27 protein-coding genes are annotated in these 25,977 nt (G+C 64.9%); 11 read left to right on the forward strand and 16 right to left on the reverse strand.

The window, feature by feature from the left end; translation table 11 throughout:
• The 3 genes from ACRCSW_RS00295 to pdhA all read right to left on the reverse strand — a co-directional run.
• Positions 1-852 (reverse strand): pyruvate dehydrogenase complex E1 component subunit beta (locus tag ACRCSW_RS00295; protein WP_438701999.1); only part of this gene is annotated, 852 nt, incomplete at its 3' end.
• A gap of 29 nt (positions 853-881) precedes the next feature.
• Positions 882-1,226, reverse strand: a complete 345-nt coding sequence (locus ACRCSW_RS00300) for a hypothetical protein (protein WP_438702000.1) — start codon at positions 1,224-1,226, stop codon at positions 882-884.
• Positions 1,227-1,262: 36 nt separating this feature from the next.
• Positions 1,263-2,249 carry a pyruvate dehydrogenase (acetyl-transferring) E1 component subunit alpha gene (gene pdhA, locus ACRCSW_RS00305; RefSeq protein ID WP_438702001.1) on the reverse strand — a complete coding sequence of 329 codons (987 nt, stop codon included), beginning with the start codon at positions 2,247-2,249 and terminating at the stop codon, positions 1,263-1,265.
• A 188-nt stretch (positions 2,250-2,437) separates the two neighbouring features.
• On the opposite strand from pdhA, the gene ACRCSW_RS00310 reads away from it, so the two are divergent.
• A complete protein-coding gene (locus ACRCSW_RS00310) occupies positions 2,438-3,193 on the forward strand; it encodes an ArsR/SmtB family transcription factor (protein WP_438702002.1) in 756 nt (251 codons plus the stop codon).
• Positions 3,194-3,229: 36 nt separating this feature from the next.
• Here the strand turns inward: ACRCSW_RS00310 and ACRCSW_RS00315 are convergent, their stop codons facing one another.
• Positions 3,230-3,619: a winged helix-turn-helix transcriptional regulator gene (locus ACRCSW_RS00315; protein ID WP_438702003.1), complete on the reverse strand. Its 390-nt coding sequence runs from the start codon at positions 3,617-3,619 to the stop codon at positions 3,230-3,232.
• Between the two features lie 99 nt (positions 3,620-3,718).
• Here ACRCSW_RS00315 and ACRCSW_RS00320 point away from each other — a divergent pair, with 99 nt between their 5' ends.
• The gene (locus tag ACRCSW_RS00320; RefSeq protein WP_438702004.1) at positions 3,719-4,480 is read left to right on the forward strand and encodes an SDR family oxidoreductase; all 762 of its coding nucleotides are present in this window, start codon (positions 3,719-3,721) and stop codon (positions 4,478-4,480) included.
• Between the two features lie 124 nt (positions 4,481-4,604).
• Here ACRCSW_RS00320 and ACRCSW_RS00325 read toward each other — a convergent pair whose 3' ends face one another.
• From ACRCSW_RS00325 to ACRCSW_RS00340, 4 genes are all read right to left on the reverse strand, one after another.
• A complete protein-coding gene (locus tag ACRCSW_RS00325; protein ID WP_438702005.1) occupies positions 4,605-4,907 on the reverse strand; it encodes an FtsB family cell division protein in 303 nt (100 codons plus the stop codon).
• A 135-nt stretch (positions 4,908-5,042) separates the two neighbouring features.
• On the reverse strand, positions 5,043-5,927 hold the full coding sequence (locus tag ACRCSW_RS00330; RefSeq protein ID WP_438702006.1) for a fructose bisphosphate aldolase: 885 nt from the start codon (positions 5,925-5,927) through the stop codon (positions 5,043-5,045).
• A gap of 65 nt (positions 5,928-5,992) precedes the next feature.
• A complete protein-coding gene (locus ACRCSW_RS00335; RefSeq protein WP_438702007.1) occupies positions 5,993-6,769 on the reverse strand; it encodes an SDR family NAD(P)-dependent oxidoreductase in 777 nt (258 codons plus the stop codon).
• Positions 6,770-6,844: 75 nt separating this feature from the next.
• On the reverse strand, positions 6,845-8,032 hold the full coding sequence (locus ACRCSW_RS00340; protein WP_438702008.1) for a phosphoglycerate kinase: 1,188 nt from the start codon (positions 8,030-8,032) through the stop codon (positions 6,845-6,847).
• 135 nt (positions 8,033-8,167) lie between these two features.
• On the opposite strand from ACRCSW_RS00340, the gene ACRCSW_RS00345 reads away from it, so the two are divergent.
• The 5 genes from ACRCSW_RS00345 (at position 8,168) to ACRCSW_RS00365 (ending at position 10,731) form a co-directional block, all read left to right on the forward strand.
• Positions 8,168-8,680, forward strand: a complete 513-nt coding sequence (locus ACRCSW_RS00345; RefSeq protein WP_438702009.1) for a peptidylprolyl isomerase — start codon at positions 8,168-8,170, stop codon at positions 8,678-8,680.
• 75 nt (positions 8,681-8,755) lie between these two features.
• Complete coding sequence (locus ACRCSW_RS00350; RefSeq protein ID WP_438702010.1) at positions 8,756-9,151, forward strand: hypothetical protein; 396 nt, start codon at positions 8,756-8,758, stop codon at positions 9,149-9,151.
• 97 nt (positions 9,152-9,248) lie between these two features.
• Positions 9,249-9,821, forward strand: coding sequence for a peptidylprolyl isomerase (locus ACRCSW_RS00355; RefSeq protein WP_438702011.1), 573 nt, complete (start codon positions 9,249-9,251; stop codon positions 9,819-9,821).
• A gap of 56 nt (positions 9,822-9,877) precedes the next feature.
• Entirely contained in the window at positions 9,878-10,234 is a 357-nt protein-coding gene (locus ACRCSW_RS00360) for an antitoxin Xre/MbcA/ParS toxin-binding domain-containing protein (protein WP_438702012.1), read from the forward strand.
• Positions 10,234-10,731: an RES family NAD+ phosphorylase gene (locus ACRCSW_RS00365; protein ID WP_438702013.1), complete on the forward strand. Its 498-nt coding sequence runs from the start codon at positions 10,234-10,236 to the stop codon at positions 10,729-10,731. The genes ACRCSW_RS00360 and ACRCSW_RS00365 overlap by 1 nt, the downstream gene beginning before the upstream one ends.
• Positions 10,732-10,878: 147 nt before the next feature.
• On the opposite strand, the gene tyrS is transcribed toward ACRCSW_RS00365, so the two are convergent.
• A complete protein-coding gene (gene tyrS, locus ACRCSW_RS00370) occupies positions 10,879-12,129 on the reverse strand; it encodes a tyrosine--tRNA ligase (RefSeq protein ID WP_438702014.1) in 1,251 nt (416 codons plus the stop codon).
• 55 nt (positions 12,130-12,184) lie between these two features.
• On the opposite strand from tyrS, the gene ACRCSW_RS00375 reads away from it, so the two are divergent.
• Positions 12,185-13,285, forward strand: coding sequence for an anhydro-N-acetylmuramic acid kinase (locus ACRCSW_RS00375; protein WP_438702015.1), 1,101 nt, complete (start codon positions 12,185-12,187; stop codon positions 13,283-13,285).
• Here the strand turns inward: ACRCSW_RS00375 and rarD are convergent.
• The 4 genes from rarD to ACRCSW_RS00395 all read right to left on the reverse strand — a co-directional run bounded on the left by rarD (position 13,266) and on the right by ACRCSW_RS00395 (position 16,312).
• Positions 13,266-14,192 carry an EamA family transporter RarD gene (gene rarD / locus ACRCSW_RS00380; RefSeq protein WP_438702016.1) on the reverse strand — a complete coding sequence of 309 codons (927 nt, stop codon included), beginning with the start codon at positions 14,190-14,192 and terminating at the stop codon, positions 13,266-13,268. The genes ACRCSW_RS00375 and rarD overlap by 20 nt on opposite strands.
• A 289-nt stretch (positions 14,193-14,481) precedes the next feature.
• Complete coding sequence (locus ACRCSW_RS00385; RefSeq protein WP_438702017.1) at positions 14,482-15,369, reverse strand: fatty acid desaturase; 888 nt, start codon at positions 15,367-15,369, stop codon at positions 14,482-14,484.
• The gene (locus ACRCSW_RS00390) at positions 15,366-15,785 is read right to left on the reverse strand and encodes a cupin domain-containing protein (RefSeq protein ID WP_438702018.1); all 420 of its coding nucleotides are present in this window, start codon (positions 15,783-15,785) and stop codon (positions 15,366-15,368) included. The genes ACRCSW_RS00385 and ACRCSW_RS00390 overlap by 4 nt, the downstream gene beginning before the upstream one ends.
• Positions 15,782-16,312 carry a pseudouridine synthase gene (locus ACRCSW_RS00395; protein WP_438702019.1) on the reverse strand — a complete coding sequence of 177 codons (531 nt, stop codon included), beginning with the start codon at positions 16,310-16,312 and terminating at the stop codon, positions 15,782-15,784. The genes ACRCSW_RS00390 and ACRCSW_RS00395 overlap by 4 nt, the downstream gene beginning before the upstream one ends.
• A 74-nt stretch (positions 16,313-16,386) precedes the next feature.
• Here ACRCSW_RS00395 and ACRCSW_RS00400 point away from each other — a divergent pair, with 74 nt between their 5' ends.
• Entirely contained in the window at positions 16,387-17,445 is a 1,059-nt protein-coding gene (locus tag ACRCSW_RS00400) for an NAD(P)/FAD-dependent oxidoreductase (protein WP_438702020.1), read from the forward strand.
• Between the two features lie 65 nt (positions 17,446-17,510).
• On the opposite strand, the gene eno is transcribed toward ACRCSW_RS00400, so the two are convergent.
• From eno to ACRCSW_RS00415, 3 genes are all read right to left on the reverse strand, one after another.
• Positions 17,511-18,788 carry a phosphopyruvate hydratase gene (gene eno / locus ACRCSW_RS00405; protein ID WP_438702021.1) on the reverse strand — a complete coding sequence of 426 codons (1,278 nt, stop codon included), beginning with the start codon at positions 18,786-18,788 and terminating at the stop codon, positions 17,511-17,513.
• A gap of 52 nt (positions 18,789-18,840) precedes the next feature.
• On the reverse strand, positions 18,841-19,737 hold the full coding sequence (locus ACRCSW_RS00410; protein WP_438702022.1) for a DMT family transporter: 897 nt from the start codon (positions 19,735-19,737) through the stop codon (positions 18,841-18,843).
• Between the two features lie 72 nt (positions 19,738-19,809).
• Complete coding sequence (locus ACRCSW_RS00415; protein ID WP_438702023.1) at positions 19,810-20,730, reverse strand: DUF533 domain-containing protein; 921 nt, start codon at positions 20,728-20,730, stop codon at positions 19,810-19,812.
• 90 nt (positions 20,731-20,820) lie between these two features.
• Here ACRCSW_RS00415 and ACRCSW_RS00420 point away from each other — a divergent pair, with 90 nt between their 5' ends.
• The gene (locus ACRCSW_RS00420; RefSeq protein WP_438702024.1) at positions 20,821-21,702 is read left to right on the forward strand and encodes a DMT family transporter; all 882 of its coding nucleotides are present in this window, start codon (positions 20,821-20,823) and stop codon (positions 21,700-21,702) included.
• Positions 21,703-22,201: 499 nt separating this feature from the next.
• Positions 22,202-25,888, forward strand: coding sequence for a vitamin B12-dependent ribonucleotide reductase (locus ACRCSW_RS00425; RefSeq protein WP_438702025.1), 3,687 nt, complete (start codon positions 22,202-22,204; stop codon positions 25,886-25,888).
• Positions 25,889-25,977 lie beyond the last annotated feature (89 nt).

The following is a 25,977-nucleotide window of genomic DNA, read 5'->3' on the forward strand; positions in this document are numbered from 1 at the left end:
GGGCATGCAGACCCGCAAGCCCGGAATGGCCGCATACCACGCCGCATAGTCCTGGGAGTGCTGCGCCCCAACCCGCGCCGCAGCCCCGTTCGGGCCGCGAAACACCATGGGGCTGCCCATCTGCCCGCCAGACATGTACAGCGTCTTCGCCGCCGAGTTCAGGATATGGTCAATCGCCTGCATGGCGAAGTTGAAGGTCATGAACTCGACAATCGGCTTCAGCCCCCCCCACGACGCCCCCGTCGCGATCCCGGCAAAGCCCATCTCGGTGATCGGCGTATCCACCACACGGCGGGGCCCGAACTCGTCCAGAAGCCCTTGGGAAATCTTGTAGGCCCCCTGATACTCCCCGACCTCTTCCCCCATCAGGAACACCGTCGGATCGGCCCGCATCTCCTCAGCCATCGCCTCGCGCAACGCCTCGCGCACCGTCATCGTCTTCGTCGGACCTTCCGGCAGGTCCGAATGCGGCCAACCGGACACCGCAACCGGGGCCACCGGCGCGGCCGACGCCACCACCGTAGGTCGGGCTTCAGCCCGACTCTCCGCCGCCACAGGAGCCGCCGCCGGGGCAGGAGCCGCAACCGGAGCGGCGTCGGACACCGACTCCCCCTCCTCGACCAGCACCGCAATCGGCGTGTTCACCTTCACGCCCGCCGTCCCTTCGGCCACGAGAAGCTTGCCGACAACCCCCTCGTCCACCGCCTCGAACTCCATCGTCGCCTTGTCCGTCTCGATCTCCGCCAGGATCTGCCCGGACTTGACCTTGTCGCCGACCTTGACGAGCCACTTGGCCAGCGTGCCCTCCTCCATGGTCGGGGAAAGTGCGGGCATGAGTACTTCAGTTGCCATGGGTCAGTTCTCCTCGCAGGTATGCACGATCAGCCAAAGATCAGGCCGATGACAAACACGATGATGCGGCTTACGGCAGCGACCGCGACACCGGTTCCGAACGACGGTTCGCTCCCGTCCTCGCCGCGAATGATGGACTTTATCACGAACGCCAGGACGAGGATCGACGCGATCAGCGTAATGACGATGGCAAGCCCCAGACCAAGGCCGATGAGCAGCCTCAACAAGACCAACGCGATGACCGTACTTGCAACGGCACCCACGCCCGCCGCAATGAAGCACGACTGCCAGGTAGCTGTCATGCTGGCGAAGGCATCAGTGAGAAACTTGAACAGCACGCCGAACACCAGCACGCTGATGACAAACTCAACCATTATCTATCCTCCCAATGCCGAAACCGGCAGTTTCCCTCAGGCGTAAATGTCGGTCCAAAGCTCACCCATCGGCGGCTCTGGGCTCTCTTTGGCGAATTCCGCACTTTCGTTCACAATCGCCTTGATGTCCTTGTCGATCGCCTTCAGCTCCTCGTCCGAGGCCAGCCCGCCCTGCGTCAGCAGATCCCGCACATGCTCGATGCAGTCCTTCTCGGTCTTGATCTTCTCGACCTCTTCGCGCGTGCGGTACTTCGCCGGGTCCGACATCGAATGCCCCCGGTAGCGGTAGGTCATCATCTCCAGGATATACGGCCCCTTGCCCGCCCGGCAGTGCGCCACTGCCTTCTCGCCCGCGGCCTTCACCGCCAGTACATCCATCCCGTCGACCTGCTCGCCCGGGATGCCATAAGCCAGACCCCGCCCGAACAACGTCGTCGACTTGGTCGACCGCTTCACCGAGGTCCCCATCGCATACTGGTTGTTCTCGATCACGAAGACCACCGGCAGGTCCCAAAGCTCGGCCATGTTGTAGGTCTCATAGACCTGCCCCTGGTTGGCCGCCCCGTCGCCGAAATAGGTGAAGGTCACATTGTCATTGCCCAGATACTTGTCCGCAAAGGCCAATCCGGCCCCCAGCGGCACCTGAGCGCCAACAATCCCATGCCCGCCGTAGAAATGTTTCTCTTTCGAGAACATGTGCATCGAGCCGCCCTTGCCCTTCGAGTACCCCCCGATGCGCCCAGTCAGCTCGGCCATCACGCCCTTGGGGTCCATCCCGGCAGCCAGCATGTGCCCGTGGTCGCGGTACGAAGTGATCCGCTTGTCGCCCTCCTTCGCCGCGGCCTCCAGACCGACGACGACCGCCTCCTGCCCGATGTACAGGTGGCAGAACCCCCCGATCAGGCCCATCCCGTACAACTGCCCCGCCTTTTCCTCGAATCGGCGGATCAGCAGCATCTCGCGGTAATACGTCAGCAGCTCTTCCTTCGAGACATTCGGTCTCGCGTCAGGCTTCTTGGCCATCAGGCTTCTCCCCAGGGTAGCGGAATGGTTTAGTATTAAACGATCCATACAGCATCGGCGTTTGCTGGGTCAAAGCAAAACTGACGTATGGGCAGCCGCGGAAAGCATGCCACCCATGCAGCGGCAACAACTTGCCGAAAACAGGTGACCATATTGACACGTGAGTATTTAGTCACATAATAGACCCCATGGACGACATCTTCAAAGCCCTTGGCGATCCCACCCGCCGCCTGATCCTCGACCTCCTGCGTCAGCGCGACGGGCGCACCGTCAGCGAGATCGAGGCCGAGGTCGACATGACGCGGTTCGGGGTCATGAAACACCTCGCGGTGCTTGAGGAAGTCGGCCTGATCACGGCGCGGCGTGAGGGGCGGTTCAAGTACCTGCACCTCAACGTCATGCCGCTCCAGCGGCTTATGGACCGCTGGATCGACCCCATGCTGCGCCCCTGGGCGCGGCGCCTTGAAGACCTGCGTCAAACCCTGGAAGGAGAACCCGCGATGCAAGCTGCCACTGCAACCGTCTACCAGACCGAAACCTACATCCGCACAACGCCCGAGCGCCTCTGGCAGGCCCTGACCGACCCAAAGGACACCGCCAACTACTATTTCAATACGGCCGTCCGGTCTGACTGGAAGAAGGGCTCGAAGCTCGGCTACGACTGGCCTGACGGCAAAGAGATGCTGTCGGGAGAGATCCTCGAAGTCGATCCGCCGCGCAAACTCGTCACAACCTTCATCCCGCATTTCACCGGCAAACCGGGTGCTACGACCCGCGTCACCTACGTTCTGGAACCGATGGGCGATCTTGTCCGCCTGGTCCTGACGCATGAAGGCCTGACCGAAGCAGACGCCGGCATCCGTGCGGGCTGGATCAAGATTTTCAACCAGTTGAAGACCTGGCTCGAAACCGGCAAGCCGATGAACATCCCGATGGGAGCCTAGGCCTGCCAGACGGGGCGAACGTCCTTCGTTCGCCCCTCACCCCCGCGTGTCAAAGGCCGCCCGGGCAACTTCGATCCGTTCACGGTTTTCCTCGGCCCAGATCCAGACCCCGCAGAAGGCCTCGCCCAGGCTCAGACCCAGGTCGGTCAGTTGATAGTCGACATGCGGCGGCACCACCGGATGCACTGTGCGGACCAGAAGCCCGTCGCGTTCCATCTGCCGCAGCGTCTGGGTCAGCATCTTCTGGCTGATCCCCGGCACCGCTTCTGCCAGCCGGGTAAAGCGCAGTTTACCCGCCTCGCCCAACGCGTCCAGAATTGCCATTGTCCACTTGTCGGCCACCCGGCCAATCAGGTCCATCACCAAAGCATTCAGCCGGGGATCGATATCCTTCAGCAACGGGGTGCTTTCCGGGGCAGGGCGCATTACACTCTCCATTTAGTGCGTATAGAACTTTTGGGTGCCTTCTTCCCAATGGTAACTGATGCTCCTAGATAGGCAAGACCCAACCGATGGAGCTCCCCCATGATCACCAATGCCACCATCCTCGTCACCGGCGCCACCACTGGCATCGGCCTTGGCCTTGCCCAACGCCTGCATGCCCAGGGCAACCGCGTCATCCTCACCGGTCGCCGCCAGGCGCTGCTTGATGAGGCCACCGCAGGCCAGCCCGGCATGACCGGCATCCAGAACGACATCACCGATCCCGCAGCCATAGCCAATCTTGCCGCGCGTCTTGCCAAGGATCATCCCGACCTTTCCATCGTGATCCAGAACGCCGGGATCATGCAGGCCGAACGCCTGGGCACAGACCAGACGCCGGTCGCCCTCTCCGAGGCGATGATCGCCACCAACCTCCTCGGCCCGATCCGCCTGACCCATGCGCTTATGCCGCAACTCCTTGCACAGCCTGCCGCGAAGATCATCACCGTCTCCTCCGGCCTCGCCTTCGTGCCGCTGGCGGCCACGCCCACCTACTCCGCGACCAAGGCCGCGATCCACTCCTGGACCCAATCGCTTCGGATGCAGCTCATGGCCACCAGAGTTACCGTCCACGAACTCGCCCCGCCAGCGGTGCAGACCGACCTGATGCCCGGCCAGAAAGACAGCCCGCATGCCATGCCCTTCGACGCCTTCATCGACGAGGTGATGTCGATCCTGGCCAAAGACCCGATCCCCGACGAAGTCCTGGTCGAGCGCGTCGGCTTTCTCCGCAAGGCCGAGGCCGACGGCAGCTACGCCCAGGTCTTCGAGATGCTGAACGGCCGGTATCGCGACCTCACCTGACCCACGATTCGCGTCCCGTGGTTAACACCCTTCCGTCTCTCCGCGCGTAGAGACGGAAGGAAGATGAAAAGAAGACGCATAACCTTCTGGAAACCCGGCCAGTGAACCCAGCGTTCGCAAGGGGTTAACGGATGGCGATCTCGTCCGACCGCATATAGCCCAGCACGTCGCGGGTCTGCTGGTCCAGAAGGTCCAGATCAAGGTACTCGTCCGACAGCCGGTGTGTCAGGTTCTGCATCTCGGCCAGTTCCAGCGCCAGCCGGTCCCGCTCGGTGCGCAGGGTCTCGGCTTCGGCATCGATCGCCACCCGGCGGAACATGCCATAGTCGCCCTGCACGGCGGCAAAGGTGAAGTAGACCCCAAGGGCACAGGCAAAGGCCAGATAGGCCAACCCCCCGAACCCCCGCTGCGTGTGTACTGCCGTCATTCGCGCCTCAGATGGCCTCTCTTCAGCGGAGGCCTGCGGCGAATCATGGCATATCGCGAATCGCTTGTGAATCCCGAAAACATCCGGAATCCAGAAGCTTGGCGGAAATGTTACTCAGCTCGGCTGAAGTGTGGCTCAGGTGATCGAGGCCGCATGGATGCTGTCGATGGCACCCTTCAGCACCTTGTCGAACTCCGCGTCCGACTGCTGCGCCGAAAGCCCCTCGCTCAGCGCCCGGCTGAAGCTCGCGATGATCCCGTGGTTCTGCGCCAGGATCTTGTTCGCCTCGTCGCGGCTATGCCCGCCCGACAGCGCAACCACCTTCAGGACCTTCGGGTGCTTGACCAGCGGCTGGTAGAAATCGGGCACTGTTGGAAGCGAAAGCTTCAGCATGACCTGACCCTCAAGTCCTTCCAGAGCTTTCAGAATCTCTTCCTGCAGGATCGCCTCCGCCTCGGCTTTGTCGGCAATCGAGATCGTGACCTCAGGCTCCAGGATCGGCATCAAGCCATGGGCCGCCACCTGCCGCCCAAGCTCGAACTGCTGCGCGACGACCGCCGCAATCCCCTTGCGGTTCGCGGCATTGATCACCGACCGCTCCTTGGTCCCGTAGATCCCCGCCTTCGCGGCGCGGGCCAGAAGCGCGTCAAGCCCAGGGATCGGCTTCATCAGCTGAACGCCGTCCGCTTCCGCCTCCAACCCCTTGTCGATCTTCAGGAAAGGCACGACGCCGCGCTTTTCCCAAAGGTAGGTCGCCGTCGGGATCCCGTCGATCGTCCGGTCCATGGTCTGCTCGAAAAGGATCGCCCCCACCACCTTGTCGCCGGTAAAGGCGGGCGACTTGATGATCCGCGCCCGCATCGCGTGGATCATGTCGAACATCTCGACTTCGCCGGAATACTCGCTTTCGGAAATACCGTAGAGTTTCAGGGCCTTGGGCGTCGATCCACCCGACTGGTCAAGGGCCGCGATAAAGCCCCGTCCGTTCCGCACCTGCTCGGTCATCTTTGCGTTGGTCATGTCGCTCTCCCGTTCGTTGCGACGGGGAATACCGTCAAGCCAAGGCTATCGCAACCGTGCAGGCGTCAGCGGCGCTGCAAAAGCATGCCGGTTACCCGCGCGACCATCCTGCGTGGCAGAATGCGGGGCAGGAAGGCGCTGAATTTGTTGTTGATTCCGGGAACGTGGATCACCCGCCCCCTAAGCATCGCCCGCCATCCCGCCTCGGCCACCGACCGCGCCGTCGGCAGCGGCATTTTCGTCAGCCAGTTGGCGCTTTCCGCCTCGTCAGCTTTGAAGAACTCGGTCTTCGTGGCCCCCGGGCAAAGCGCCGTGACCGTGACGGGCGTCCCGCGCAGCTCGTCCGCAACGGCCTCGGTCAGGCTCAGCACATAAGCCTTCGTCGCATGATAAACCGCCATCTGCGGCCCCGGCACGAACCCAGCGGTCGAGGCGACGTTCAGCACCCGCCCGCCCCCTTGCGCCACCATGGCAACAACCGCCCGCTTCATCAGCACCGTCAGAGCCACCGCATTCACCTGCAGCGAGGCCCATTCCCGGCCCCAGCCTTCGGCATCGGCAAAGGCCCCATTCCGGCCCAGCCCCGCATTGTTGACCAGCACCCCGATCCGACGGCCCGAGGATGCCTCGGTCCAAAGCCGCTCGGCCTCGGCGGCGTCGGAAAGGTCCACCGGGATGACCAGCGTCTCGACCCCGTGCTTGGCCTTCAGATCAGCCGCCAGCGCCTCAAGCTTCTCCGCCTGCCGCGCTGCCAGGATCACCGGATGCCCGGCTGCGGCCGCCAGATCGGCAAACTCACGCCCCAGCCCTTCCGAGGCCCCCGTCACCAATGCCCAATCCATCGCCGTCTCCCTTGTCGGTTGCGGCGCACATAGCGAACTGAACTCATCGGTTCAATAGCGAAAGGTAACCCAGCGTCACCCCAGCGCGGCGACTCCGGGCAGGGTCTTGCCCTCCATCCACTCCAGGAACGCGCCGCCGGCGGTCGAGATGAAGGTGAAGCCCTCGGCCGCCCCCGCCGCGTTCAGCGCCGCAACCGTGTCGCCACCGCCCGCCACGCTGATCAGCGTCCCCGCCTTTGTCAGCCGCGCCGCCGCCTGCGCCGCCGCATTGGTCGCCGCGTTGAACGGCTCGATCTCGAACGCCCCAAGGGGGCCGTTCCAGATCAGCGTCTTCGCCGCCGCAAACACGGCCTCGATTGCCGCCACGGTCTTCGGCCCCGCATCCAGGATCATCGCATCGGGCGGGCAGTCGCGCACGGCCAGGATCTGGCTGTCGGCCCCCGCCTTGAACTCGCGGGCCACCACGATGTCCACCGGCAGGTGGATCTGGCACCCCGCCTTCTGCGCCCGATGCCGGATCTCCCGCGCCGTCTCGGCCATTTCCCGCTCGGCCAGGGACTTGCCGACCTCGATCCCCTCCGCCACGAGGAACGTGTTCGCCATGCCCCCGCCGATCACCAGATGGTCGACCTTGGTGACCAGGTTCGCGAGCAATTCGATCTTCGTCGAAACCTTCGCCCCGCCCACAACCGCCACCACCGGCCGCTGCGGTGAGCCAAGCGCCGCCTCCAGCGCGCGAAGCTCCGCTTCCATCAGCCGCCCGGCAGCCGCAGGCAGCAGCTTCGCCAATCCTTCGGTCGAGGCATGCGCCCGGTGCGCCGCCGAAAAAGCATCGTTTACATAGACTTGCCCCAGCTTCGCCATCTGCGCCGCGAGGTCCGGGTCGTTCTTCTCTTCCCCCGCATGGAAGCGGGTGTTCTCCAGAAGAACCACCTCACCCTTGTCCGCCTTCGCAATCGCCGCAGCCGCCACATCCCCCACGCAATCCGCGCCAAACAGAACCTTGCGCCCCAGCGATCCCGCCAAAGCCTCGACGACATGCCCCAGGCTCATCTCCGGCACGACCTTGCCTTTCGGTCGGTCGAAATGCGCCAGCAGCACCACCTTGCCGCCCTTCGCAATGACGTCATCCACCGTTGGCTTGATCTTGTCGATCCGGGTCATATCGGTGACCCGCCCGCCCTCCATCGGAACGTTGATGTCCACCCGCGTCAGAACCACGCGGCCAGCAAGGTCCATGTCGTCCAGCGTTTTCCAGGGCATCACCGTCTCCTCCTTGTTGGTTGCCTGCTATTGCCCGCGCGATCACGGTCCCGTCAACTGCTTCCATCGCTTTGCCCTTCCCATGGGCGGAAGCCGCCGGTAGGGTCGCGCCCGAACGAAACGAAGGAGAGCCCGATGCCCGACATCAAGGACCCCGAGAACACCATCATCGTAACGCTGAAGGACGGTGAAGTGGTGATCGAACTTCACGCCGAAGTGGCACCCAAGCACGCCGAGCGGATGAAGCAGCTTGCCCGCGACAAGGCCTATGACAACGTGGCCTTCCACCGGGTGATCGACGGCTTCATGGCCCAGACCGGCGACGTCGAAAACGCCAACATGGCCAGCCCCAACTACAACCCGCGCCGGGCGGGGACGGGCGGGTCGTCCTATCCCGACCTTCCGGCGGAATTCTCCAAGCTCCCGCATGACCGGGGCACGCTCGGGGCCGCGCGGTCGCAAAGCCCGAACTCGGCCAACAGCCAGTTCTTCATCAACTTCAAGGACAACCATTTCCTGAACGGCCAGTACACCGTCTATGGCCGGGTGATTTCGGGCATGGAGCATGTCGACAAGATCGCGAAGGGCGAGCCGCCCGCGAACCCCGACCGCATGCTCACCGTTCGCGTCGCAGCTGACGTAGCCTAGCGGCGGGAACGCCGGGCTTGTCAGACGGGGCAGGGCAGGGCAGTCTTGCCCCGATTGCTTTTTTGGGAGGCGCCGATGCGGCTGACGCTTGCTCTCCTTCTGCTTTCCGCCGGCGCGGCCTTTGCTGACGCCCAGCTCGCGGGCACCTACGAAGGCGAAATCCAGGTCGGGGACGCCAGCTCGGCGTTAAGCACCTTCCTGGCAGTCGCGGGCGACGGCACCGTCACGGGCAGCTACAGCTATATGGATGGTCAAAGCCAGGCGCGCGGGGTGCTGATGGATTGCGCCTACGCCTCTCCGATCCTGCAATGCAGCTGGCGTGATGTCTTTGGCGGCGGCGCGCTCGTCCTGCGCTTCACACCGGACGCCAGCGAATTCACCGGCAGCTGGTACGACGACACCCTGCCCAAACCGCATGACAGCCCCGACAACGGCTTCGCCTGGACCGGCAAGCGCAAGCCAAGCTCCTGAACACCGCCAGAACCCGCTCTTGTGAAGCCCGGGCGGTTGACGCGGCGCGGAAAGCCGGGAACAAACCGGCTGCACCATTAGTCTGAAAGGACAAGACATGATCCGCAAACTGGCCGCCGCCCTTGTGCTCGCCGCGACCCCCGCCCTTGCCCAGGACGCCACCGACGGCCCCGGCCCGAACCTCGTGATCGAGGTTGCAGGCGCCGCGAACGGCACCGTGGTCATCGACCTTCTGCCCGACGTCGCCCCGAAGCACGTGGCCCAGATCGTCGCACTCGCCAAGGAAGGCGCCTACGACAACGTGGTCTTCCACCGCGTCATCGACGGCTTCATGGCCCAGACCGGCGACGTCTCGAACGGCAAGGCCGGGGGCGACCTTGTGGCGGCAGGCACGGGCGGCTCGTCCCTCCCCGACATCCCCGCTGAATTCTCGAAGCTCTCGTTCCAGCGTGGCGTCGTCGGCATGGCCCGCTCTGCAGACCCGAACTCGGCCAACAGCCAGTTCTTCATCATGTTCGGCGACGGCAGCTTCCTTGACGGCCAATACACCATCGTCGGCAACGTGGTCTCGGGCATGGAGATCGTCGACGCGATCAAGCGCGGCGACGGCAAGAACGGCGAGGTTTCAAGCGCGCCGGACGTGATGACCAAGGTTGCCGTCCAGGAGTGACCCTTGAATTCCACGGATATTGACGCTATATTACGTCAGTATCCGTGGAGGTTCCCATGTCTCTCGCCCTTGCCCGCGCTACCGAAGGCCCCGGCTTCTCGCCCCGGTTGATCGCCGAACAGCTTCTGACGACGGTCGATGACGTCGCGCGGTCCACTGGCCTTGGCCGCGATGCGCTCTCGCGCAAGGACCGGATCGCCAACCCCAAGACCCAGACCCGTCTCCGCGAGATGATGGAGATCCTGAACCGCGTCTCCCCCCGCTTCGGCTCCGACCTCCTCGCCTATGCCTGGTACCGCTCCGAACCCCTTGCCGGTTACGGCGGCATGACCGCGATGCACCTTGTGCGCGAGGGCCGCGCGGATGAGGTGGTGGACTATATCGACGCCGTGGACGCAGGCGCCTACGCCTGATGCGGCTCCAAGCCGTCGTCTACCGCGCGCTGAACCCCGTCTGGGTCGGTGATCCGCTCTCGGGCGAAGGCGCGCGGCGCTACGGCGGACGGTTCAACCCCAAAGGCATGCCCGCGCTCTACTGCACGCTCGACCCGGTGACGGCGGTCCGCGAAGTCAGCCAGATCGGCCAGCCCCTGCAGCCGACGATCCTCGTCAGCTTCCACGCCGATGTCGAGCCGGTCTTCGACGCGACCGATCCGTCGAAGCTCGCAGGGCAGGGCATGACACCCGCCGCCCTTGCAGCGAACGACTGGCGCGCCCACATGGCGGCAGGCCGCGACGCCCCCACCCAACGCCTCGCCCGCCGCCTGTCCGAGGCCGGTTTCGCCGGAATGCTGGCCCCCAGCTACGCCCGCCTCGCCCCGCCCCAGGCCCGCAATCTGATCCTCTGGCGCTGGACGCCCGAGACCCTGCGCCTGATCGACGACGAGATGAGACTTCAGGACAGGGTCTAGAACGCCGTCCAGCCCGGTCGAACGGCTCGTCGTGCACTTCGTGTGCTCCTCGCAGGTCGACCACCGACGAGTGCACGAAGTGCTCGAGGAGGTTTCAAGGGAAAGGCGGGTGGGCCGGACGTGACTGTCCCGCCCGGTCAGATCGCCCTAACCCAGCACCACCAGCGCATGCCGCTTCTTGCCCGCGGTCAGCTTCAGCGGCTCGGCCAGATGCCCCGCCCCATAGCGCAGCGCCACGTCGGTGACGATCTCGTCATTCACCTTGGCCCCGCCCTCCGCGATCAGGCGCTTGGCATCCTTGCCGCTGGCCGCCAGCCCCGCCCGGACGAAAAGCTGAACGATTCCAACGCCATCGGCCAGCTCGCCCGGTTCCAGCGTCACCGTCGGCAGATCCTCCCCGATCCCCCCCCGCTCGAACACCTCCCGCGCCGTCGCTTCCGCAGCCGCAGCGGCCTCGGCCCCATGCAGAAGCGTCGTCACCGCATTCGCCAGCACGATCTTGGCCCCGTTGATCTCCGACCCGCCAAGCCCACCCAGCCGGTCACACTCCGAAACCGGCAGTTCGGTGAAGATCTTCAGGAACTTTGCCACATCCGCATCCGGCACATTGCGCCAGAATTGCCAGAATTCGTAAGGGCTTAGCATGTCGGCGTTCAGCCACACCGCACCAGAGGCCGACTTCCCCATCTTCCGTCCGTCGCTCATCGCCAGCAATGGCGTGGTCAGCCCGAAAATCTCCTCGTCGATCACCCGGCGGGTCAGGTCGATCCCGTTGATGATGTTGCCCCACTGGTCCGACCCGCCCATCTGCAACAGACAGCCATAGCGGCGATGAATCTCAAGGAAATCATAGGCCTGCAGGATCATGTAGTTGAACTCCAGGAAGCTCAAAGACTGCTCCCGGTCCAGCCGCGACTTCACGCTCTCAAACGACAGCATCCGGTTGACGCTGAAATGCCGCCCGATGTCGCGCAGAAACTCCAGGTAGTTGAGGTTGTCCAGCCATTCGGCATTGTTCAGCATGATGGCGTCGGTCGGGCCATCGCCATAGGACAGGTACCGCGCGAATACCTTCTGCATCCCGCGGATATTCTCGTCGATCTTGGCAGGCGTCAGCAACGGCCGCTCATCGGCGCGGAACGACGGGTCGCCAACCTTCGTCGTCCCGCCGCCCATCAAAGTGATCGGCTTCCCGCCGGTTTTCTGCAACCATCTCAACACCATAATGTTCATCAGATGGCCTACGTGCAGCGACGCCGCCGTCGCATCGTAACCGATGTAGGCAGGTACGATCCCTTTGCGAAGCGCCTCGTCCAGCGCCTGATAATCCGTGCAATCGGCCACAAAGCCCCGCTCGAACATCACGCGCATGAAATCAGATTTCGGATGGTAGTTCATGGCCGCCTCGGTCTAGGATGCGCGCGGTATAGCTTTGCTCAGGGTCCAAGGGAAGATGCGGAAGGAAGGGGCTTTGTGGGCGCTCGGGGCAATGTCCGGCACCTCGCTCGACGGCGTCGATGCCGCAATGATCAAGACCGACGGCCATGCCGTCTTTGCCTTCGGTCCCTCGGCTTACCGCCCCTACGCGCCCGAAGAGCAGGCGACCTTGCGCGCCGCCCTTGGGCAATGGCAAGGCGGCCCTGAAGTCGCTGCCGCCTCCGAAGTCGTTGAAAACGCTCATGCCGAAGTTCTGGCCCGCTTCACCGGTGCCGAGGTTCTGGGCTTCCACGGCCAGACCCTGGCGCATGATCCGGCAGGGCAGGGGACCCACCAATGCGGCAACGGCGCTGTTCTCGCCCAGGTCCTTGGCCTGACGACGGTCTGGGACTTCCGCTCTTCCGACGTGACCATCGGCGGCCAGGGCGCCCCGCTTGCGCCCTTTTATCACTACGCGCTCGCCCGCCACATCAACGCGACCGAGCCTTTGGCCTTCCTCAACCTCGGCGGCGTCGGCAACCTGACCTGGATCGACCCGACAGCGCCAGGCCCCGAAAGCCCCGGAGCGCTCCTTGCCTTCGACACCGGCCCCGCGAACGCCCCCCTGAACGACCTCATGCTCACCCGGCGCGGGCTGCCGCGCGACGAAGGCGGCGCGCTCGCCGCGCAAGGAGAGGTTGACGAAGCGTTCGTTGCCACCGTCCTCAAAGACCCCTGGTTCGACCACCCGCCGCCCAAGTCTCTGGACCGGAACGACTTTCACGGCCTGATCGACCGGCTGGAAATGCTCTCCGACGAAGATGCCGCAGCGACCCTGACAGCGATTGCCGCAGCCTCGGTCGCGGCCGCCCAGATCCACTTCCCTTCGCCCGTGAAACGCATTCTCGTCACCGGCGGCGGCAGGCACAACCCGACCATGATGGCCGAGCTTCGCCGCAGGATCCCCGTCCAGATCGACCCGGTCGAAGAGGTGGGCCTCGACGGCGACATGCTGGAAGCCCAGGCCTTCGCCTTCCTCGCCGTCCGCGTCCTGCGCCGGATGGCGACCTCCGGCCCCGACACCACCGGCGCCCCGGCCCTCGTCGGCGGCGGCCAGATCAGCCGGCCGGATCCCTGAGGCGGCCGGCCAGAACTGGAGCCGAGTAGATCACCAGGGCCGCCCAGATCAGGCTAAACGCCACTAGCTTCACCCCGCTGAACGGCTCGTCAAAGACGAAGACCGCCGTCAGGAAGATCAGCGTAGGTGCTATGTACTGCATGATCGCGATGGTAGAGAGCGTCAGCCGCTTCGCCCCGTTGGCATAGATCATCAAAGGCCCCGCGGTCACCAGCCCGCAGCCGAGAAGCAGCGCATCGTCCGAGACCACCCCTTGCAGGAAATGCCCGGTGCCCGCGCCCCAAAGCCAGAGCATATAGCCAAGCGCAATCGGCAAGAGGATCAGCACTTCCAGCGCGAACCCCTGGTTCGGCCCGATCGGCAGCCACTTCTTCAGGAACGCATAGCACCCCCAGGTCAGCGTCAACGCCAGCGCCACCACCGGCAGCCGCCCCGCCTCCCAGGTCAGGATCGCCACCGCGATCACTGCGAGGCCAATTGCCGCCCCCTGCCAAAGCCCGATCCGCTCGCGCAGAAGGACCGCACCCAGAAAGATCGAGAACAAGGGGTTGATGTAATACCCAAGCGCCGCATCCAGCGCATGGCCAGACCCGATCGCCCAGACATAGATCCCCCAGTTCACCGAAACCAGTGCGGCCGTCACCGCAGCCATCCCCAGCATCCGCGGAGACCGCATCGCCGCCCGCAGATCACCCGTCCGCCCCAGCCACCAAAGGACCGCCAGCGCAATCGGCACCGACCAGACCACCCGGTGCGCAATCACCTCGACCGGCGGAATATGTGCCAGCGCCTTCATGTAAAGCGGCAGAAATCCCCAAAGGAGATACGCCGTCAGCGCGAAGAGAAACCCTGGAAGGGTATCCTCGTTCGCAGCGGCAGGGCGGGGAGGGGCGGCCACATCATCCATCCGCCTGACCTACCCAAACGCCGCCGCCCCGACCATGCCAATCTTGTGCCCCACACAATCCCCTGATCTACCCGACAAATTCATCTTTGCCCAAATATCCCCGCCGGAGGCCCTCGGAGCCAAGCGGGCGCAAGTCCCGCGCCAGCGACCCAAAAGCCTTGCGCGGAACGCGCTCAATTCATGAACCGCCCCAACCGGCGCAGCACCTCGAAAGTTAAGGCTTGCTGAATGCCCGCCGCCAAACCGTTGATTTCAATCGCCCCGAAAGTCTGCGCACTGTGCCCACCCCTCACCGCCGCCGCGCCAGATAGTCCTTCGTGAACGCCACATAGCCCTCTGCCGTCACCCGCAGCTTGTCCCGCATCAGCCCATGCACCTCGGGCAACCGGTGGAACGGCACCATCGGCCAGACATGATGCTCGACATGATAGGGCATGTTCCAGGTCAGCCACCGGACCGCGCGGGTAGTGAAGGTTGTCCGGGTATTCTCGAACATGTTGGCCACCTCCGGGCAGTCGCCATGCTCGGCCAGAAGATAAAGCCGCAGGAACGGCTGGCCCAGCAGAACCGGCACCACCCAGACCCAGATCACCACCGGCGTCCAAAGCAGCGTCAACGCCGCCGCGACACACCCCAGCACCATCACCCGCGCCTCCACCACCACCCGCCCCTTCGCCCCCTCGGCAACGTAGGCCCCGGTCACCCGGCCCCCGACCAGCGCCAGCATCAGCCGCAGCTGCGACCCCCAGTAGGGCAGGCCCGAGACATGCCAGCCCCAGGCACGCCAGGTCGCAGGCTTTCCGCCCTCCAGCTCCGGGTCCTTCCCCGGCAGGTTGGTCCAGCGATGATGCGCCATGTGAAAGGCACGGAACCACTCGAAGGGCAGCAGGATCAGGAACCCGCAAACCCGCCCCGCCCAGTCGTTAAGCCCCACTGACGCGAAAGGCGTCCGGTGCGTCGCCTCATGCTCCAGCGTAAACAGAAAGACGATCAGCACCCCCTGCACCGGCAGCAGCAGCCACCACCCCGGCACCCCCGCCGCGATCAACCCGCCGACGGCAAGGATCGCGCCGAAATGCCCCGCCAGATGCCACAGGCCCGGCCCGTCCGACCGCTCCACCATCCGCTCCCGCAGGTCGGCGGGAAGGGAGCCCAGGAACTCGCGGTGATCCATCATCCCCCCAAGGACAACTCCCAGCCCGGTGGGGCCAGCTCGAACCCTTCAAACCTGAAGCCCGGCGAGACGGTGCAGGAGACCAGCGTCCAGTCGCCCAAAGACCGCGCCGCCTGCCACCAGCCCCGCGGCACCACCAGCTGCGGGCTCTCACCCCCCAGCACATCCGGCCCCAGCCGATGCTCCCGCGCCCGCTCCTCGCCCATCGACAGAACCAGCGAGGCCCCCGCGTGCCAAAGCCAGATCTCGTCCGCATCCACCCGGTGCCAATGGCTCCGCTCCCCCGCCTTCAAAAGAAACAGGATCGCCGTCCCGCTCGCCCGGCCGCCAACCTCAGGCCCCACCCAGGTCTGCCGGTACCACCCGCCCTCCGGATGCGCCTGCAACCCCAGCTTCGCGATGATCGCCTCCCCGCTCATGCTTCCCTCCACTCCCCAGGCGCAAGCCCGCCCAAAGTCCAGTCCCCCACCCGCCACCGGATCAGCCGCAGGCACGGAAGACCCACCGCTGCACACATCCGCCGCACCTGCCGGTTCCGCCCCTCGCGCAAGGTAACCTCGATCCACCCGTCCGGCACCGTCTTCCGCACCCTGATCGGCGGATCGCGCGGCCAGAGCCACGCCGGCTCCTCCACCACCCGCGCCAGCGCGGCAAGGGTAGGGCCATCGTTCAGCTCCACCCCGGCCCGCAACCGGGACAAGGCCTCTTCGCCCACCACCCCCTCGACCTGAGCCAGATAGACCTTCTCCAGCTTGTACCTCGGGTCCGCAATCCGCGCCTGTAAGCGCCCGTCATCGGTCAGCACCACCAGCCCCTCCGAATCCCGATCCAGCCGCCCCGCCGGATAGACCCCCTTCACCGGCACGAAATCCGCGAGCGTCCGCCGCCCGTCCCCATCGGTGAACTGGCAGAGCACGTCATATGGCTTGTTCAGCAGGATCAGCATAGCCAAGTCCTAGCCCACCAAAGGGCAACGGAAAAGCCGTGGACAGGTCAGGGCACCCATGCCACCGTCCCGGCATGGCCCATACCCTGATCATCGGTGCCGGAGTGGTCGGCGCATCGCTCGCCCACGAACTCGCGGCTCGCGGGGACCAGGTGACCATCGTCGCAACCCACCCCAACGGAGGCGTCGCGTCCGCCGCCTCCTTCGGATGGCTCAATGCCTCCTACTACCTCAGCGAAGCACACTACCACCTCCGCCACGAAGGCCTTGCCGCGCACCGTCGCCTGACGGAAAGGCTTCCCGGCCTCCCCACCACCTGGCCCGGCTGCCTCTGGTTTGAGGCGACGGGCGACGCCCAAGAGGAAACCGCAACCGGCCTTTCGGCCCTTGGTTACAAGGTCGAATGCCTGACCAAGCGCGACATTGCCGCGCGCCTCCCCGCCCTTGGCCCCATGCCCGAAACCGCGCTCTTCTTCCCCGAAGAGGGCGCCGCCGACCCCGCAGACCTCGCCCGCGCCCTGATCGCGGCGTCAGGCGCCAAGGTGATCCACGCGACGGTCCAGTCGCTGACCGAGGCGCAGGGCAAAGCGACCGGCGCCCTGACCGACAGCGGGCCGATCCTAGCCGACCGCGTCGTCATCGCCGCCGGAACCGGAACCGCCGGGCTTCTCCGTCCCCTCGGCTATGAGCTACCGATGCTCAAGCGCCCCGGCCTGACGATCGCCACGAATCCGCAACCGCCGATCTGCCCCGTCATCCTCGCCACACCTGTCCAGGAGGTCCGGCAGGACGCCGAAGGCCGCCTCATCGCCCCTGCCGCCGCCGACCACCAGTCCGACACAGCCGAGGCGCTAGGCTCCTTCCCCGTGGTGGTCAACGCCACCCTCACCCGCCTCCGCACCCTTTTCCCCGGCCACGAGATCCACTTCGCCCGCCAGGCCATGGCCCTCCGCCCCGTGCCACAAGACGGCCTACCCGTCGCAGGCCCCGGCCCGATCCCCGGCCTCTGGATCGCCGTGATGCACTCCGGCGCGACCCTGGCACCCGTGGTGGCCGAACTTCTGGCGGCGGAAATCCACGAGGAAGCCGAAAGCCCACTCCTCCAGGACTTCCGCCCCGCCCGCTTTGCCTGAACGAAAACGGGCGCCCGAAGGCGCCCCAAATTTTCGTCGAAAATTTGCCGGGGTCTTCGCGCCGCTCAGCCCTTCAGCACCGACCGCCCGGCATATTCCGCCGTCTCGCCCAGCATTTCCTCGATCCGGATCAGCTGGTTGTACTTCGCGAGCCGGTCCGACCGCGACAGCGACCCGGTCTTGATCTGCCCGCAGTTCGTCGCGACCGCGAGGTCGGCAATCGTCGCATCCTCGGTTTCACCCGACCGGTGGCTCATCACATTGGTGTACCGCGCCCGATGCGCCATCTCGACCGCCTGCAGCGTCTCGGTCAGCGTCCCGATCTGGTTCACCTTCACCAGCATCGAGTTCGCGACCCCGCCGGAAATCCCCTGCGAAAGCCGCTTGGGGTTCGTCACGAAAAGATCGTCCCCGACCAGCTGGATCTTGTCACCGATCTTGTCGGTCAGCATCTTCCAGCCGTCCCAGTCATCCTCGGCGCAGCCGTCCTCGATCGAGATCAGCGGATAATCCGCCGCCAGCTTCGCCAGCCATTCGACATTCTCGGCAGACGACAGCGACAGACCCTCGCCCTTCATCTCATACTTGCCACCCTTGAAGTATTCGGTCGCCGCACAATCCAGCGCCAGGAAGATATCCTCACCCGGAGTATAACCAGCCTTCTCGATAGATTTCAAAATGAAATCAAGCGCATCGCGGGCAGAGCTCAAGTTCGGCGCGAAGCCCCCCTCGTCCCCGATCCCGGTGTTATGCCCCGCCGCCTGCAGCTCTTTCTTCAGCGTGTGGAAGACTTCCGACCCCATCCGAACCGCCTCGCGGATATCTGAGGCCCCCACCGGCATGATCATGAATTCCTGGATGTCGATCGGGTTGTCGGCATGCTCCCCGCCGTTGATGATGTTCATCATCGGCACCGGCAGCACCCGCGCCGAGGTCCCGCCCACATACCGGAACAGCGGCTGCCCGGTGAACTCCGCCGCCGCCTTCGCCACCGCCAGCGACACCCCAAGGATCGCATTCGCCCCCAGCCGAGACTTGTTCGGCGTCCCGTCCATCTCGATCATCGTGCGGTCGATGCCCACCTGCTCGGTCGCATCGAACCCCACGATTTCCTCGGCGATCTCGCCGTTCACCGCGGCCACGGCCTCCAGCACGCCCTTGCCCTTGTAGCGCGCCGCATCCCCGTCGCGCTTTTCGTTCGCCTCATGCGCCCCGGTGGACGCCCCCGAGGGCACCGCCGCCCGGCCCATGGAGCCGTCTTCCAGATAGACGTCCACCTCGACCGTCGGGTTCCCCCGGCTGTCCAGAATTTCGCGGGCGTGAATGTCGATGATCGTGCTCATGGGGGGCTCCCTTGGAGGACTATGATGCTCTCAACGGCCCCTTTAGCGCGCCTCACCCCAGTTGGGAAGCGCGTTTCCTCGCCCGCTCGCGGGCAAAGGAATAAAGCCCCGAACCGATGATCAGCGCCGCCCCCAGATAGGTCATGGCATCCGGCCATTCACCGAACACCAGCGCCCCGATCGCGATGGCAAACACCAGCCGCGTATAGCGGAACGGCGCCACCACCGACACTTCCCCGGTCCGCGTTGCCGCCGTGATCGCCCAATAGCCCGCCGTGCCGAAGGCGACCGCGCCCAGGAGAACCATCCCCTGCCAGGGCGTCACCGCCTGAACCGAGCCCGAGGCCGCCATCATGCCCGCCCCGAGCACGGTCACCGCCATCAGCCCCCAGGCCGACACCTGCGCCGTCGTCACCACCGCCGGAATGCGGCGCGAGGCGAGGTCGCGCAGCGTCAGCCCCGCGACCGTGATGAGCACATACAAGGCCTCGGGCCGAAATCCCTCCAGCCCCGGCCGGATCACGATCAGCACACCCGCGAAACCCACCGCAATCGCCGTCCAGCGCCGCCAGCCGACCTGCTCCTGCATGAACACCGCCGCCGCCATCGTGACCGCCAGCGGCATCGCCTGCAGCACCGCCGATACCGTTGACAAAGGCACCGTCGCAAGCGCCGCGACATAGGCCGCCGAGCCGACCATTTCGCCAATATTTCTTGCCATGACAGCCGGTTGCAGCGCTTCCTTCACAAAGACACGCCGCCCTTGGGCCCGCGCCATCACCACAAAGACCGGAAGCCCGAACGCGCCCGAGACAAAGATGATCTGCCCCAGCGGCAACCCTTCTGCCGCCCATTTCAGGAACATGTCCTCGACGCCGAAAAGCGCCATCGACGCAACCATCAGAAAGATGCCGCGGAGGTTCTGGCTGCTTGCATGCGAGGGGTTCATGCCGCCGTTCTAGGGGGTGGCGCGGCAAAGGGAAAGCCGCGCAAAGGGTTGGCTATCCGCCCACCACCCCTGCTATCGGTACAGCCGCGGCACCCTGGCCCGGTCATGAAGCGCATTCACCTCTGCAGGCGACAGATCCAGCGCCTGGGCCAGCGAATGGAGGTACTGCGCCTCTGCCTGCTGGTCCAGGTTGATCGCCATCAGCGACATCACATAGACCTGCGGCTCCAGCCCCGCCGGAACCGATCGGGCAAGGCCTTCCACGTCCACTGGCCGCTGCAGCTCGGCGTTCACCGCCTGCACTTCGCGCTGATCCGCATCGCCCATGGCCTTCATCAGGCGGGCCTTTTCGTCCGCGTCCAGTTCGCCGTCGCATTTCACCGCCTGGATCACTGCCCGCAGCATCAGGGCCGCCGAAAGCTCCTCTTCCCGCTGGGGTTCCGGCAGCTCGACCGGAGCCCCTGGCCTGCGGCCGTTCAGAACCTGGTCCAGAAGATCGCCGATTCCGCCCGCATTACCACCCGCGCTTCCACCGAAGCTCCCGCTTTCACGCGATGCACTGCGGCCCGAGCTCTTGCCGGTCAACTCGCCAAGCAGATCGTCAAGCCCGCCCGTCGGCGCAGTCTTGCGTGGGGTCGACCGTTTCTGACCCGAAATCTGGTCGAGAAGATCGCCCAGGCTGCCGCCAGTGTTCGCAGTGCCACTGTCCCGGGTAGCGTTGCGCTGACTGCCGCCGCGCTGAGCTAAGGTATCCTGGATCGTAACGTCCCGCTGGCGGCCGGACTGGGCGGTGCTACCGCTGCCCAGAACCTCACCCAGCAAATCCTCAAGCCCGCCGCGGTTCTCCCCATCATAGCGAGTACCGCGTCCGGCAGTCGTCGTACCGCCGGTCGGGGCCTCAGCCTGCGTCGAGCCGCCTTTGGCGAGGCTCGTCACGCCCTTCACGACCGCGATCCCGATCGCGACCTTCAACAGTGTCTTGCCGAGACTCATCACGCACCTCGCTGGGTTTCCACGTTCGTTACAGCGTTGCTTGCCCCCGCCGCCCGGTCAATGCAAAAGGGGCCGAGGCAGGTGCGGAACATGCATAAAGACAAACTGGATAGCGCGGGCGTCGCGATGCTTCTTGGCGTCCAGTTGCTCCTTGCGTTCAACCAGATCATCGTCAAGGCGGTGAACGAGGGCCTTCAGCCGGTCTTTTTTGCGGGCCTTCGCTCAGGCCTAGCGATTTTCTTCGTCTGGGCCTGGCTTGTCTGGCGCGGTCGCCCGCCACGGCTTGATCGGGCGGCATGGGGCGCGGGTCTTCTGATCGGCATACTCTTTGCCGCCGAGTTCCTGTTTCTCTTCATTGCACTCGACCTAACGACAGTCGGCCGCGCATCGCTGATCATGTATTCGATGCCCGTCTGGTTCGCCTTGCTGGCGCATTTCGGACTAGGGGACCGGATCACGCCAACCAAGGCCGCAGGCCTGGCGCTCGCTTTTCTCGGTTGCGCCTGGGCTATCCTGTCCCGCCCCGCCACCGGCGAGGCCAGTCTTGCGGGCGATCTATGCGCGCTTGGGGCGGCTTGGGGGTGGGCCCTGACCGCCTTTGTGGCCCGCCGCCCGGTGATGCGGGCCCTTGGCCCCGAAATCCAGCTGTTCTGGATGGTCCTTGTCTCCGCTCCGATCCTGATCCTGGCGGCCCCGCTTTTCGGACCCCTGATCCGCGACCTGCAACCCGTGCACATCCTTGGGCTGGTGTTCCAGGCTTCGGTCGTAGTTGCGGGCGGCTTCATCGCCTGGCTCTGGCTTCTGTCGGTCTATCCGTCCTCGACCGTTGCCTCGTTCTCGTTCCTGACCCCGATCTTCGCGCTCGGCCTCGGTGCGTTAATCTTTGACGAAACCGTAACTTGGGCGATTCTCGGGGCTGCGGCGCTGGTCGCGGCCGGTATCGTTCTGATCAATCGACCGACGCGCGCCTGACCCTGCAGAATCGTCCGCTGACCTAGCGGCAGCGTTATCCCCATTCGCACAGGCCATGAAGCACTGGCGCCAAGCCGCGCCGAAGGCTGGAAAATCCCGCTCTCTTCACAAACCGCTCAAACTTCCTCCCCAGAGATGTCCACAACCTTGGGGCTGAAAGCACCTCACGCAATATGACAGACGCGTGACTGTTGCAGCCAATCGTCAAGCCGTAAAATTTGCCTTAACCCCAAATTTTTTCGTTGAACGAGGGGGGCAAATACGACACTTTGACAAAGCGGTTCTGAAGAACACTAAATCTAGTGCCGCTGAGGTAGAGCAGGCGACTCCATATAAAAGCGCCGCGACAGGCGCGAAGCCCTTGGGTGCAACCGCATTCAGGGGGCGGGGCGCTGTTGACCTTGGCATCGGAATCGCACGGGGACGGTCAAGGACACTCGGGTTCCCGGGGGCGCGCAACGACGCGCCCCCGAAGCCCGCAAAATGGAGAAACAGGGGCATGAAGATCGAGCGGAAATTCACCACCGAAGAGACCGGCGCCTATGGGGCGATGGCCTTCACCACCACCGTTTCGGAAATCCGCAATCCGGACGGCAAGGTGGTCTTCCGCAACGAGGCCGTCGAGGTCCCCGAGGGCTGGAGCCAGGTCGCCTCCGACGTGCTCGCCCAGAAGTATTTCCGCAAGGCAGGCATTCCGGCCCGGCTGAAGCGTGTGAAGGAAAAGGGCGTGCCCGAATTCCTCTGGCGCTCCATTCCCGATGAGGACGCGCTTGCCAAGCTTCCCGCCGAAGAACGGATGGTGGGCGAAACCTCCTCCAAGCAGGTCTTCGACCGTCTCGCCGGCGCCTGGGCTTACTGGGGCTGGAAGGGCGGCTACTTCGCCACCGAAGCCGACGCCCGCGCCTACTACGACGAGATGCGCTTCATGCTGGCCCGCCAGATGGCCGCCCCGAACAGCCCGCAATGGTTCAACACCGGCCTCCACTGGGCCTACGGCATCGACGGCCCCTCGCAGGGCCACTACTACGTTGACCACAAGACCGGCCAGCTCACCAAATCCACCTCCGCCTACGAACACCCGCAGCCCCACGCCTGCTTCATCCAGTCGGTCAAGGACGACCTCGTCGGCGACGGCGGCATCATGGACCTCTGGGTCCGCGAAGCTCGCCTCTTCAAATACGGCTCCGGCACCGGCACCAACTTCTCCTCCCTCCGCGGCGAGGGCGAAAAGCTCTCCGGCGGCGGCAAGTCCTCCGGCCTGATGGGCTTCCTCAAGATCGGCGACCGCGCCGCAGGGGCGATCAAATCCGGCGGCACCACCCGCCGCGCGGCGAAGATGGTGATCATCGACATGGATCACCCCGACGTCGAAGACTTCATCAACTGGAAGGTCATCGAGGAACAGAAGGTCGCCTCGCTGGTGGCAGGCTCCAAGATGCACGAAGCCCGCCTCAACGACATCTTCGCCGCGATCAAAGCCTTCGACGGCTCGATGGACGGCGCGACTGACCCGACCCTGAACCCCGCGCTGAAAGCCGCGATCAAGGCCGCCAAGAAGGCGATGATCCCCGACACCTACACCAACCGCATCCTGCAATACGCCCGCCAGGGCTTCACCTCGATCGAATTCCCCACCTACGACACCGACTGGGACTCCGAGGCCTACATCTCCGTTTCCGGCCAGAACTCCAACAACTCCGTCCGCGTCACCGACGCCTTCCTGAACGCCGTCAAGAACGACCAACCGTGGGAGCTCATCCGCCGCACCGACGGCAAAGTCGCGAAAACCGTCTCGGCCCGTGAGCTTTGGGACCAGATCGGCCACGCCGCCTGGGCCTGTGCCGACCCCGGCATCCAGTTCCACGACACCGTCAACGCCTGGCACACCTGCCCCGAGGACGGCCCGATCCGGGGCTCCAACCCCTGCTCGGAGTACATGTTCCTCGACGACACCGCCTGCAACCTCGCCTCGATGAACCTCCTCACCTTCTTCCACGACGGCAAATTCGACGCCGAGGCCTACGTCCACGCCACCCGCCTCTGGACCGTCACCCTCGAAATCTCCGTCATGATGGCGCAGTTCCCCAGCCAGGAGATCGCCCAGCTCAGCTACGACTTCCGCACCCTCGGCCTCGGCTACGCCAACATCGGCGGGCTCCTGATGAACATGGGCCTTGGCTACGACAGCAAGGAAGGCCGCGCCCTCTGCGGCGCCCTCACCGCGATCATGACCGGCGTCAGCTACGCGACCTCCGCCGAAATGGCCAAGGAACTCGGCCCCTTCTCCGGCTACCAACGCAACCGCGACCACATGCTCCGCGTGATCCGCAACCACCGCGCCGCCGCCCACTCGACGGGCGTCTACGAAGACCTGAACGTCCCCGCCGTGGCCCTTGACCACGCGAACTGCCCCGACCAAGCCCTTGTCTCCCTTGCGAAATCCGCCTGGGACGAGGCTCTGCGCTTGGGTGAGGCGTTCGGCTTCCGCAACGCCCAGACGACCGTAATCGCCCCCACCGGCACCATCGGCCTCGTCATGGACTGCGACACGACCGGGATCGAGCCCGACTTCGCCCTCGTCAAGTTCAAGAAACTGGCGGGCGGCGGCTACTTCAAGATCATCAACCAGTCGGTCCCCGCGGCCCTCGAAACCCTCGGCTACTCCACCGCTCAATCCGCCGAAATCGTCGCCCATGCCGTCGGCCACGGCTCCCTCGGCCAGGCCCCGGCGATCAACCACACCTCGCTCATCGGCCACGGCTTCGGCCCGCGCGAGATCGAGAAGATCGAGGCCGCCCTGCCAAGCGCCTTCGACATCAAGTTCGTCTTCAACCAGTGGACCCTTGGCGTCGACTTCTGCAAAGGCACCCTCGGCATCCCCGAGGACAAGCTGAACGACCCGACCTTCGACCTCCTGCGCCACTTGGGCTTCACCAAGGCCCAGATCGACGCCGCGAACGACCATGTCTGCGGCACGATGACCCTCGAAGGCGCGCCGTTCCTCAAGCCCGAGCACTACAGCGTGTTCGATTGCGCCAACCCCTGCGGCAAGACCGGCAAGCGCTACCTTTCGGTCGACAGCCACATCCACATGATGGCCGCCGCCCAAAGCTTCATCTCCGGCGCGATTTCGAAGACCATCAACATGCCGAACAGCGCGACCATCGCCGAAACGCTGGCCGCTTACGAGCTCAGCCACTCGCTCGGCATCAAGGCCAACGCGCTTTACCGCGACGGCTCCAAACTCAGCCAGCCGCTGGCATCGGCGCTGATCGAGGATGACGAAGAGGCAGAGGAAATCCTCACCTCCGGCAGCATCATGGAAAAGGCCCAGGTCATCGCCGAGAAGATCATCGAAAAGGTGATCGTCAAGGAAATCGTCCGCAGCAATCGCGAAAAACTCCCCGAGCGCCGCAAGGGCTATACCCAGAAGGCGATCGTCGGCGGCCACAAGGTTTACCTCCGCACCGGCGAGTACAGCGACGGCTCGCTCGGCGAGATATTCATCGACATGCACAAGGAAGGCGCGGGCTTCCGCGCGATGATGAACAACTTCGCCATCGCCGTCTCGGTCGGCCTCCAGTACGGCGTGCCGCTGGAGGAGTTCGTCGAGGCCTTCACCTTCACCCGCTTCGAACCGGCAGGCATGGTGCAAGGCAACGACAGCATCAAGAACGCCACCTCGATCCTCGACTACATCTTCCGCGAACTGGCCGTGAGCTACCTCGACCGCACCGATCTCGCCCATGTCGCCCCGAAAGGCGCCAGCTTCGACGACCTCGGTCGTGGCGAGGAAGAGGGCAAGCGCAACATCTCGGAACCGAGCGAAACCGCAGCATCCAAATCGCTGGAGGTCCTGAAGCAGGTCGCCTCGACCGGCTACATGAGGAAACGCCTGCCGCATGAGTTCACTGTCCTGCAAGGCGGGGCAGGGGCCACGGCCCTCGCGACCGGCACCGACCCGATGGTGACGCTGAACGTCCTCCTCCCCGAAGCACGGATGTCCGGCTTCTCTGAAACGACCAGCGCCTTCGCCATGGGCGCGGTCACCACGGACGCGCGGTCCAAGGCCAAGCTGCAGGGCTACACCGGCGACAGCTGCAGCGAGTGCGGCAACTACACGATGGTCAGGAATGGCTCGTGCCTGAAGTGCAACTCCTGCGGGGCGACGACGGGGTGTAGTTGATCTGAGATTGGGGTTGGGACGCGTTGGTTGCACAACGCGCCCCGGCTCTCCCGCGTCGCTGTGCACGCTGCGGGAAAAGCTGTCTCGGC

The organism is Tabrizicola sp. (genome assembly GCF_051645465.1).
In the GTDB taxonomy this organism is placed as follows: domain Bacteria; phylum Pseudomonadota; class Alphaproteobacteria; order Rhodobacterales; family Rhodobacteraceae; genus Tabrizicola.

What these genes read in the sequence shown, in the direction of transcription:
- ACRCSW_RS00300 (WP_438702000.1), bottom strand. Translation starts at nt 1,226, where the DNA reads ATGGTTGAGTTTGTCATCAGCGTGCTGGTGTTCGGCGTGCTGTTCAAG.
- pdhA (WP_438702001.1), bottom strand. Translation starts at nt 2,249, where the DNA reads ATGGCCAAGAAGCCTGACGCGAGACCGAATGTCTCGAAGGAAGAGCTG.
- ACRCSW_RS00310 (WP_438702002.1), top strand. Translation starts at nt 2,438, where the DNA reads ATGGACGACATCTTCAAAGCCCTTGGCGATCCCACCCGCCGCCTGATC.
- ACRCSW_RS00315 (WP_438702003.1), bottom strand. Translation starts at nt 3,619, where the DNA reads ATGCGCCCTGCCCCGGAAAGCACCCCGTTGCTGAAGGATATCGATCCC.
- ACRCSW_RS00320 (WP_438702004.1), top strand. Translation starts at nt 3,719, where the DNA reads ATGATCACCAATGCCACCATCCTCGTCACCGGCGCCACCACTGGCATC.
- ACRCSW_RS00325 (WP_438702005.1), bottom strand. Translation starts at nt 4,907, where the DNA reads ATGACGGCAGTACACACGCAGCGGGGGTTCGGGGGGTTGGCCTATCTG.
- ACRCSW_RS00330 (WP_438702006.1), bottom strand. Translation starts at nt 5,927, where the DNA reads ATGACCAACGCAAAGATGACCGAGCAGGTGCGGAACGGACGGGGCTTT.
- ACRCSW_RS00335 (WP_438702007.1), bottom strand. Translation starts at nt 6,769, where the DNA reads ATGGATTGGGCATTGGTGACGGGGGCCTCGGAAGGGCTGGGGCGTGAG.
- ACRCSW_RS00340 (WP_438702008.1), bottom strand. Translation starts at nt 8,032, where the DNA reads ATGCCCTGGAAAACGCTGGACGACATGGACCTTGCTGGCCGCGTGGTT.
- ACRCSW_RS00345 (WP_438702009.1), top strand. Translation starts at nt 8,168, where the DNA reads ATGCCCGACATCAAGGACCCCGAGAACACCATCATCGTAACGCTGAAG.
- ACRCSW_RS00350 (WP_438702010.1), top strand. Translation starts at nt 8,756, where the DNA reads ATGCGGCTGACGCTTGCTCTCCTTCTGCTTTCCGCCGGCGCGGCCTTT.
- ACRCSW_RS00355 (WP_438702011.1), top strand. Translation starts at nt 9,249, where the DNA reads ATGATCCGCAAACTGGCCGCCGCCCTTGTGCTCGCCGCGACCCCCGCC.
- ACRCSW_RS00360 (WP_438702012.1), top strand. Translation starts at nt 9,878, where the DNA reads ATGTCTCTCGCCCTTGCCCGCGCTACCGAAGGCCCCGGCTTCTCGCCC.
- ACRCSW_RS00365 (WP_438702013.1), top strand. Translation starts at nt 10,234, where the DNA reads ATGCGGCTCCAAGCCGTCGTCTACCGCGCGCTGAACCCCGTCTGGGTC.
- tyrS (WP_438702014.1), bottom strand. Translation starts at nt 12,129, where the DNA reads ATGAACTACCATCCGAAATCTGATTTCATGCGCGTGATGTTCGAGCGG.
- ACRCSW_RS00375 (WP_438702015.1), top strand. Translation starts at nt 12,185, where the DNA reads ATGCGGAAGGAAGGGGCTTTGTGGGCGCTCGGGGCAATGTCCGGCACC.
- rarD (WP_438702016.1), bottom strand. Translation starts at nt 14,192, where the DNA reads ATGGATGATGTGGCCGCCCCTCCCCGCCCTGCCGCTGCGAACGAGGAT.
- ACRCSW_RS00385 (WP_438702017.1), bottom strand. Translation starts at nt 15,369, where the DNA reads ATGATGGATCACCGCGAGTTCCTGGGCTCCCTTCCCGCCGACCTGCGG.
- ACRCSW_RS00390 (WP_438702018.1), bottom strand. Translation starts at nt 15,785, where the DNA reads ATGAGCGGGGAGGCGATCATCGCGAAGCTGGGGTTGCAGGCGCATCCG.
- ACRCSW_RS00395 (WP_438702019.1), bottom strand. Translation starts at nt 16,312, where the DNA reads ATGCTGATCCTGCTGAACAAGCCATATGACGTGCTCTGCCAGTTCACC.
- ACRCSW_RS00400 (WP_438702020.1), top strand. Translation starts at nt 16,387, where the DNA reads ATGGCCCATACCCTGATCATCGGTGCCGGAGTGGTCGGCGCATCGCTC.
- eno (WP_438702021.1), bottom strand. Translation starts at nt 18,788, where the DNA reads ATGAGCACGATCATCGACATTCACGCCCGCGAAATTCTGGACAGCCGG.
- ACRCSW_RS00410 (WP_438702022.1), bottom strand. Translation starts at nt 19,737, where the DNA reads ATGAACCCCTCGCATGCAAGCAGCCAGAACCTCCGCGGCATCTTTCTG.
- ACRCSW_RS00415 (WP_438702023.1), bottom strand. Translation starts at nt 20,730, where the DNA reads ATGAGTCTCGGCAAGACACTGTTGAAGGTCGCGATCGGGATCGCGGTC.
- ACRCSW_RS00420 (WP_438702024.1), top strand. Translation starts at nt 20,821, where the DNA reads ATGCATAAAGACAAACTGGATAGCGCGGGCGTCGCGATGCTTCTTGGC.
- ACRCSW_RS00425 (WP_438702025.1), top strand. Translation starts at nt 22,202, where the DNA reads ATGAAGATCGAGCGGAAATTCACCACCGAAGAGACCGGCGCCTATGGG.